This is a genomic window from Synechococcus sp. R70.1 (genome assembly GCF_047461675.1).
Classification (GTDB): domain Bacteria; phylum Cyanobacteriota; class Cyanobacteriia; order Thermostichales; family Thermostichaceae; genus Thermostichus.
The window spans coordinates 84,601-92,622 of record NZ_JANSHR010000078.1 but is presented as its reverse complement, the minus strand read 5'-3'; the positions used below and the strand labels follow the sequence as shown (position 1 = coordinate 92,622).

8 protein-coding genes are annotated in these 8,022 nt (G+C 61.6%); 5 read left to right on the top strand and 3 right to left on the bottom strand.

Going from position 1 to position 8,022, the window contains the following annotated elements; genetic code table 11:
* Positions 1 to 151: 151 nt before the first annotated feature.
* Positions 152 to 1,390: a phosphoglycerate kinase gene (locus NW807_RS09415; protein WP_414393861.1), complete on the bottom strand. Its 1,239-nt coding sequence runs from the start codon at positions 1,388 to 1,390 to the stop codon at positions 152 to 154.
* Between the two features lie 134 nt (positions 1,391 to 1,524).
* Between NW807_RS09415 and pds the strand changes: the two genes are divergently transcribed.
* The 3 genes from pds to NW807_RS09400 are packed head-to-tail and all read left to right on the top strand — an operon-like array spanning position 1,525 to position 4,739.
* The gene (gene pds / locus NW807_RS09410) at positions 1,525 to 2,937 is read left to right on the top strand and encodes a 15-cis-phytoene desaturase (protein WP_414425935.1); all 1,413 of its coding nucleotides are present in this window, start codon (positions 1,525 to 1,527) and stop codon (positions 2,935 to 2,937) included.
* Between the two features lie 48 nt (positions 2,938 to 2,985).
* Positions 2,986 to 3,873, top strand: coding sequence for a phytoene synthase (locus tag NW807_RS09405; protein ID WP_414425932.1), 888 nt, complete (start codon positions 2,986 to 2,988; stop codon positions 3,871 to 3,873).
* A 50-nt stretch (positions 3,874 to 3,923) separates the two neighbouring features.
* On the top strand, positions 3,924 to 4,739 hold the full coding sequence (locus NW807_RS09400) for an ABC transporter permease (protein ID WP_414425931.1): 816 nt from the start codon (positions 3,924 to 3,926) through the stop codon (positions 4,737 to 4,739).
* On the opposite strand, the gene NW807_RS09395 is transcribed toward NW807_RS09400, so the two are convergent.
* Together NW807_RS09395 and NW807_RS09390 are read right to left on the bottom strand one after the other, a co-directional pair.
* Complete coding sequence (locus NW807_RS09395; protein WP_414425930.1) at positions 4,736 to 5,158, bottom strand: hypothetical protein; 423 nt, start codon at positions 5,156 to 5,158, stop codon at positions 4,736 to 4,738. The genes NW807_RS09400 and NW807_RS09395 overlap by 4 nt on opposite strands.
* Positions 5,113 to 5,430, bottom strand: a complete 318-nt coding sequence (locus NW807_RS09390; RefSeq protein ID WP_414425929.1) for a hypothetical protein — start codon at positions 5,428 to 5,430, stop codon at positions 5,113 to 5,115. The genes NW807_RS09395 and NW807_RS09390 overlap by 46 nt, the downstream gene beginning before the upstream one ends.
* Before the next feature lie 155 nt (positions 5,431 to 5,585).
* On the opposite strand from NW807_RS09390, the gene NW807_RS09385 reads away from it, so the two are divergent.
* Together NW807_RS09385 and NW807_RS09380 are read left to right on the top strand one after the other, a co-directional pair.
* Entirely contained in the window at positions 5,586 to 6,155 is a 570-nt protein-coding gene (locus tag NW807_RS09385; RefSeq protein WP_414412124.1) for a DUF3727 domain-containing protein, read from the top strand.
* Positions 6,156 to 6,237: 82 nt separating this feature from the next.
* Entirely contained in the window at positions 6,238 to 8,019 is a 1,782-nt protein-coding gene (locus tag NW807_RS09380; RefSeq protein ID WP_414405994.1) for an NFACT family protein, read from the top strand.
* Positions 8,020 to 8,022: the final 3 nt, after the last annotated feature.

Below are 8,022 nucleotides of genomic sequence, written 5' to 3'. Positions count from 1 at the left end.
CCCCCCCCTTTTTTTTTTAATTATACGGCCACCCCCTATATCAACACAAGGATTATCGGCGGCAGCGTCATATGTTTATAAGAGACAGATCCAAAAAAGTGGGGGCTGGGCCCAGCCCCCACTTTTTTGCCTTTAAGGGGCTGCGCAGAACCTACGCTTCGCTGAGGGCAGCAATGCCAGGCAGCTCCTTGCCCTCAAGCAGTTCCAGGCTGGCGCCGCCACCCGTGGAAATGTGGGTCATCTTGTCCGCTAGGCCCGCTTTTTCCACAGCCGCCACCGAGTCGCCGCCGCCAATGATGGTGATGGCCCCGGCCTGGGTGAGGTCGGCCAGGGTGCGGGCAATGGCTTCTGTACCTGCGGCAAAGCGGTCAAATTCAAAGACGCCCATCGGCCCGTTCCAGACTACGGTCTTGCACCCCTGTAGGGCAGCCTGGAAGGCTTTGACCGATTCCGGGCCAATGTCCAAGCCCATCCAGTCTTCGGGGATGGCGTGGATGGAAACCGTTTGGGCGTTGGCTTCAGGGTCAAACTTATCGGCTACCACCACATCCACCGGCAGCAGCAGCTCGACGCCCCGGGCTTTGGCTTTCTCCATCAGGGAGCGAGCTAGATCCAGCTTGTCAGTTTCCACCAAAGACTTGCCAGTTTTAATCCCTTGGGCTTGGTAGAAGGTGAAAATCATGCCGCCACCCAGGAGGAGCTTATCCACTTTTTCCAAGAGCCGCTCGATGACGCCAATCTTAGTAGAGACCTTGGAGCCGCCGATGATGGCCGCCAGGGGCCGCTGCGGATTCTCGATGGCGCCGGAAAGAAACTGCAGCTCCTTTTCCAGGAGATAACCAGCTACAGCAGGCTGGAGGTAGGCAGTGACGCCAGCAGTAGAGGCATGGGCGCGGTGGGCGCTGCCAAAGGCATCGTTGACGAATAGATCGGCCAGCGAGGCCAGCTTGCGGGCAAATTCTGGGTCGTTGGCTTCCTCTTCGGGGTAAAAGCGAACGTTTTCCAAGAGGGCCACCTGGCCGTTTTCCAGGTTGTTCACCACCGCTTCGGCCTCAGGGCCAATGCAGTCGGGGGCAAAGGCCACCGGCTGGCCCAAAAGCTGGGCAAGGCGGACGGCTACAGGAGCTAGGCTGTTGCCCTCGCGGGTAATGTGAACAGCGCCAGTCTCTTTGTCTTTTTTGATGGGGCGGCCTAGGTGACTCGTGAGGATGACCTTGGCCCCTGCCTGGGCCAGGGCCTGGATGGTGGGCAGGGAGGCGCGGATGCGAGTGTCGTCAGTGATGTTGCCCTGAGGATCCAGAGGGACGTTGAAATCCACTCGCACCAGTACGCGCTTGCCTTTGAGATCAAAGCCAGATGACAACAGAGATCCCAGTGTTTGCTTGGCCATCTTTGTCGCTCCCCCTGGATTTTTTCCGTATCCTACCAGGGATCGGATCCCGGCGGGAAAGCAGGGCTCTCGCAGCCGCCAGCAATTGTAACGGTTTGCAAATAGAATGGTAGTGTTGCTTGAGCGTCACCGTCATGCGCGTTGCCATTGCTGGGGGAGGGCTGGCAGGGCTGGCCTGTGCCAAGTACCTCTGCGATGCTGGGCATCAGCCGCTGCTTTTTGAGCGGCGGGATGTGCTGGGGGGGCTAGTGGCCGCCTGGAAGGATGCCGACGGCGACTGGATCGAGACGGGGCTGCACAACTTTTTCGGCGCCTACCCCAACACCTTGCAACTGTTCCGGGAGCTGGGCATCTCGGATCGCCTGCAGTGGAAGGAGCATAGCTTGATCTTCAACCAGCCAGACAAGCCGGGCACCTACTCCCGCTTTGACCTGCCGGACATTCCCGCCCCCTTCAACGCCATTGTGGCCATCCTGCGCAACAACGACATGCTCACCTGGAGCGAAAAGGTGAGGTTTGCCCTAGGGTTGGTGCCGGCCATGGTGCGCGGCCAGCGCTACGTGGAGCAGATGGATCGCTACACTCTGCTGGAGTGGCTGCGGCGGCAGGGCATTGACGAGCGGGTCAACACGGATATTTTCATCGCCGTCTCCAAGGCGCTGGCGTTTATCAACCCGGACGAGATCTCGGCCATGGTGCCCTTGACGGCCCTCAACCGCTTTTTGCGCCAGAAAGACGGCTCCAAGATTGCCTACCTGGACGGTGCCCCGCCGGAGCGGCTCTGCCAGCCGATGGTGGACTACATCGTAGCCCACGGCGGACAGGTGCACTTGAACGCGGCGCTGCAGGCGATTGACCTCAACCCTGACGGCAGCGTGGCCGGCTTTCGCGTCGTCACTCCTTCCGGACCCCTGCAGGTAACTGCCGATGCCTACGTCTCGGCCCTTTCGGTGGATGCGCTCAAGGAGCTGCTGCCAGCTCAGTGGTGGGGGATCCCCTTTTTCCAAAAGCTGCGCGAGCTGGAAGGGGTGCCGGTGATCAGCCTGCAGATTTGGTTTGACCGCAAGATTACTCACATTGACCACTCCCTGTTTTCCCGCTCGCCTCTCTTAAGCGTGTATGCCGACATGAGCAACACCTGCCGCGCCTATGCCGATCCCCACCGATCCATGCTGGAGCTGGTGCTGGCCCCGGCTGCCGAATGGATCGAGCGCAGCGACGAGGAGATCTTTGCCGCCACCCTGGAGGAGCTGAAAAAACTCTTTCCCCAGCATCTCACCGGCCCCAACCCGGCGCGGGTGCGCAAATGGGTGGTGGTGAAGACCCCGCGCTCGGTTTACAAGGCTACTCCAGGCCGGCAGCAGTACCGCCCCACCCAAGTTACCCCCATTCCCAACTTCTTCCTAGCCGGCAGCTACACCTTGCAGCCCTTCCTAGGCAGCATGGAGGGAGCCATCCTCTCCGGCAAGTGGGCGGCTGAGGCTATCCACAAAGGGATCCCCTCCCCAGCGGCTGCTTGCTCACGTTTGGCACCGGCAGGGGTCTAGCTTCCCATAGTGTTGAGATGTGGCCCTGCGCCTCTGGAGACGAGCCCAATGAGTCCGCTTGAGCAGTCCTTTGCCCTCTGCCGCCAGATCACGGCTAAGCACGCCAAGACGTTCTATTTGGGGTCCCTACTCCTGCCTCGACCCAAACGGCGGGCCATCTGGGCCATCTATGCTTGGCTGCGGCAAACGGACGAGCTGTTGGATGGGCTAGAGGCCAGCCAAGTAGAGGTGGAAGTCACCCGCCGCAAGCTGGAGCAGTGGGGAGCTCATCTGGAGTCCCTGTTCCAGGGGGGGGAGCCGCAAGTCCCCACTGACCTGGCTCTTATCCACACCATCCGCACCTACCGCCTCTCCATTGAGCCCTTCCGCGAGATGTTGCGGGGGCAGAGCATGGATCTGGACATTCGGCGCTATGCCACCTGGGAAGAGCTGCGGGTCTACTGCTACCGCGTGGCTGGGGTAGTGGGCCTGATGTGCTCCGAGATCATGGGGTTTGTGCCAGGGCGGGATGGCCGCGAGGAGGCGGTGGCCCTGGGGATTGCCATGCAACTGACCAACATCTTGCGCGATGTGGGGGAAGATGCCCGTCGGGGTCGGATCTACATTCCCCTTGAAGATCTGCGCCGCTTCAACTACTCGGAGCGGGATCTGTTTAACCACGTCATCGACGAGCGCTGGATGGCGCTCATGGACTACGAGATCCGGCGGGCTCGAGAGCTCTATGCCCAGGCGGAACGGGGGATCCCCACCCTGCAGCCGGACTCCCGCTGGCCGGTGGCGGCTTCGTTGATGCTCTACCGGCAGATTCTCAACGCCATCGAGCGCAACCACTACCAGGTGTTTCGCACCCGCGCCTATGTGTCCACGCTGGGCAAAGCCTTGGCGCTGCCGGTGGCCTGGTGGCGGTCGCGCCGCTCCAACTACTACGGCTATTAGCGAGCCGTTGGCAGTAGCGGCAGAAAACCAAGAAATAGGAAGGAAAACCTATGGTCAGCCGTGCCCTGAGCCTACCCTATCGGCAAATCTGGGAAGACAGTTTAACCATCTTCTGGCGCGACTGGCTGGATCTGCGCGGGCGGGTCTGGCAGGTGGTGGCCTCGGGGCTGGTAGCCCCCCTTATCTACATCGTTGCCTTTGGGGTGGGGCTGGGCGGATCCCTACGCTCAGAAGCCCTGGCCGATATAGCGGGATCCACGGCGGCCGGCTCCTACCTGCGCTTTATTCTGCCGGGGATGGTGGCGCTTTCCGCCATGACCATTAGCTTTGCCGGCACCACCTTCTCCATCTGTGGAGCGCGGCTATTTACCAAAAGCTTTGAAGAGTTGCTGCTTTTGCCTGTGCATCCGCTGGCGTTGCACCTGGGCAAGGTGTTGGCCGGCATTGCCCGGGGTTTGCTGACGGCTTTGGGCGTCTTGGCGGTGGGGGTGCTAGGTACAGGGGCCTGGGGCCTGCTTCACCCCCTGGCGCTGTTGGTGCTGCTTTTGGATTGCGCCGTCTTTGCCGGCATTGGGGTCATCGCTGGCTTGAAGGTGCCCAGCCTGGAGAGCGTGGGCGTGCTCACCAACTTTTTAATTACACCCATGTCCTTCCTAGGGGCCACCTTTTTCGATCCCAGTCAGTTGCCAACCTACCTGCAGGTTTTGGTCTACTGCCTGCCCCTTTCCTACGCCAGCATCGGCATGCGGGCGGCGGCCTACCAGCCCCTCTCCCAGTTCCCCTGGTACACGGTTGTGGTGCTAGCGGGCCTAGCGGCCATCCTGGCCCTGGTGGGAGCCTACCTGTTTTCCCACCAGCAAGACTAGTTGCCTTGGCCAAACACCTCGGGGTAGCGAGCCAGTTGCTCCCCCAGATCCTGGTCGTAGCGCAGGACAATTACCCGGTAGCCCCGCCCCAGGAGCTGAGCTCGAATCTGGTGATCCTGCTCCACTTGGGGAAGCTGGTCGTGCACAGCGCCATCACAGAAGATGCAGACGTTGGGATCATAGAAGAAGTCGACAACACAGCGGGGATCGGCAATGGCTTTCTGAGCGTCGTCGGGAAGGCGATAACCCCCTGCTGCGAGGGTCTCCAGAAAGCGGCGCTCCAGTTCCGAGCGGGGATCGATGAGCTGGCGCAGCCACTCCAGGTGCTCCTGGCGGGAGCGGCCCAGGGAGCGCAGCTCGGTGCGGCTGTTGGCTAGCGCCCCCAAGAGATCCCGAATCCTGTACCGGTCGAGTTCCAACGCCTCCCTTTGGTTGGCAGCCGGGCAGCCTGCCAGAGAAGGTAAGTGCTTGTAGCGTCGGAAACATTCTTGGCGCTTGGCAGGGGAAATAAGGCAGGGGTAACCCGCTCAAAGGGCAGGGTACCTCCCACCAGATGCATAAGCCGCCGGTGGACGTGAACCCCCTCCTCAGGGGTGCCAGTCAGGGGCCGGAGCACCAGGACTTCCTCGGTATCCCCCGGGAGCACCACCCACTCGCGGTGGCGGAAGCGAACAACTGAGCCAGGCTGCATGGAACCCAAAAGGCGCCACGGAACAAGCTTAAACTAGCTGTTGTCCAAGTAGAATCAAGAAGAAGCCTCGCCCTACTGCTACGGGTTTGCCTGGGTGGGCAGTGGGCTTTGGCAAGCCAGGAGGGTGGGGAGGATGTCAATCTGGGCTGTTTTCCATGGCTAAGTCTTGCGAAACCCTGGAGCTCCGCGACGAGCAAAACCAGCCTCTCAAGTGCGAGGTGCTAAGACGGGTGGTCATTGAGGATCAGGTCTATGCCTTGGCCACCCCCCTGGATGCCGTCATCAAAGTGCTGGTGTGGGAGGAGGAGCCCGGGCAGAATGGAGATGCAGAGATGGAAGGGATCCTGGATGAGCCGGATCCCGAGGAGCTCCAGGCGGCTCTCCCCACCCTCCAAGCGGTTTTGGGGGAGTTGAACCTGACCCTGCAGCAAAACGGCTTTGACATCCTGACGGTGCAGGGAGAGCTGCCCCCCGTGGAAGAGGAAGATGTGTTTGAGCTGGGCGAAAGCGAGGAGGAAGCCCAGGAGTTCCAACTGTTGGCTACTTTCTTCCACCAGGACAAACAGTACGGCGTCTTTACGCCCCTTGAGCCGCCGCTCATTTACGTCGCCCTGCCCGACGAGGGGGATCCCTACCTGCTGGATCCAGAGGACTCTCCTGCTCTTTTCAATCAGCTTAGTGCGCTGCTCTTGGATCTAGACGAGGCGGGCGAGGATGAGGAGTAGGTGACGCCTCTCTCCCTGCGGCTTTGAGCTGCTGGCGGTGGCAGGGCGCCTAGACTTTAGCTCGCCCTAAGGAGCAGCAGGGATGCAACCGGTTGACCTGACCACCCTCCGGGCGGTGCTGGCGGATCTCAAACGGGCTGAGGCCGGCGGGGATCCCTTGCTGCCTGCCCGCGTGGAGTGGATCCAGCAGACGGATCTCTGGACAGTGGTGATTGGCCTACGCACCCTCACGGCCCGGCCTTGCTTGCTCCTGTCTTGGCATCCCCAGGCGGCCCGAGTTCACCTCTGTCAGGCTCCCCCCAAGGAGGCAGAGGACTTCCCATTTGGCCAACACCTGCAACGGCACCTGCGGGGCTTGGCCTTGACAGAGCTGGCGCTGCTGGACGAGTGGGAGCGGGTGATTGACTTTCGCTTTGGCCCTCGCCCTGGGGATCCCCCCCAACGCCACCTTTATCTGGAAGTCATGGGCAAGTACAGCAATGCCATCCTGGTGGACGAGGGGGGCGTGATCTTGGCCTGTGGCCACGGGGTCAGCGAGCGGCAGTCGCGGGTTCGCCCCGTGCAGCCGGGTCTACTTTACGAAGCTCCCCCTGCCCTCAGCGATCCCATCCCGCACCAAGCCGAGCCCTTCTCCCAGTGGCAGGAGCGCCTTGCCTTGATCCCTGGCCCCATCAGTCAACGGCTGCTGCGCGGCTACCGTGGCCTCAGCCGGCATTTGGCAGAGGCGATGTGCCTGCAGGCCGGGATCCCACCCCAAACCCCCAGCAACCAACTCTCGCCCCAGGAGTGGCAGGCCCTGTTTTTTTGGTGGCAGGACTGGCTGGCTCGGCTGGAAACAGGCCGGTTTGAGCCGGCACTCACCCCCCAGGGGTACACTGTTCTCGGCTGGGGGGGCTCCAGCGGGGATCCCGTTCAGCCCAACTTGCACCAGCTCCTAGAAACCTACTACCAAGCCCAGCTCAACCGCGAACGCTTTGAGCGGGAGCGGCAGCGTCTGGGGCAAAAGCTAGCTGCCCTGCTGAAAAAACTCCGCCAGCGGCGCGAGCACTTTGAGAAGATGTTGGCCGACTCGGCCCAGGCCGAAGCCTCCAAGCAGGCTGCCGATCTCCTCATGGCCCATCTCCACCTCTGGCGGCCAGGGCTGAGCTCGATTGAGCTGCCGGATTTTGCCAGCGGCCAGAGGGTCAAGATCCCCCTGGATCCGGAGAAAAACGCTGTTCTCAACGCCCAGGCCTACTACCGCAAGCACCGCAAACAAAAGCGAGCCCAGGAGGCCGTCCGACCTTTGCTAGAAGCTGTAGCGCAAGAGATCCGCTACCTAGAGCAGGTGGAAGCGTCTCTGCAGCAGCTAGAAGCCTACCGCGAGCCCCAGGACTTGGCCGTCCTCCAGGAAATTGAGGCGGAGCTGATTCAGCAAGGCTACCTAGAAAGCCCCAGCCGGCTAGAGGGATCTAGGCGGGCCTCCTCAGCCAGCTTCAACCCCTATCGCTTCACTAGCCCCAGTGGCTTTTCTATCTGGGTGGGGCGCAACAACTGGCAAAATGAGCGGCTGACCTTTCGCGTCGCCCAAGACCAGGACTGGTGGTTCCATGCCCAGGAGATCCCGGGCAGCCATGTGCTGTTGCGCCTGCCTCCAGGGGCGGTGGCCGAAAGCGAAGATCTCCAAGCGGCTGCCGACTTGGCGGCCTATTTTAGCCGCGGCCGCTTCAGCGAGCAGGTGCCTGTGGTCTATACCCGCCCCAAATGCGTCTTTAAGCCCAAGGGATCCCCCCCCGGAATGGTGGTCTACAAGCACGAGCAGGTGCTGTGGGGGCGCCCCAGCCGCGCTCAGTTGCTTGTGGAAAGCCTCCCAGCCCTGTTGTAGCCT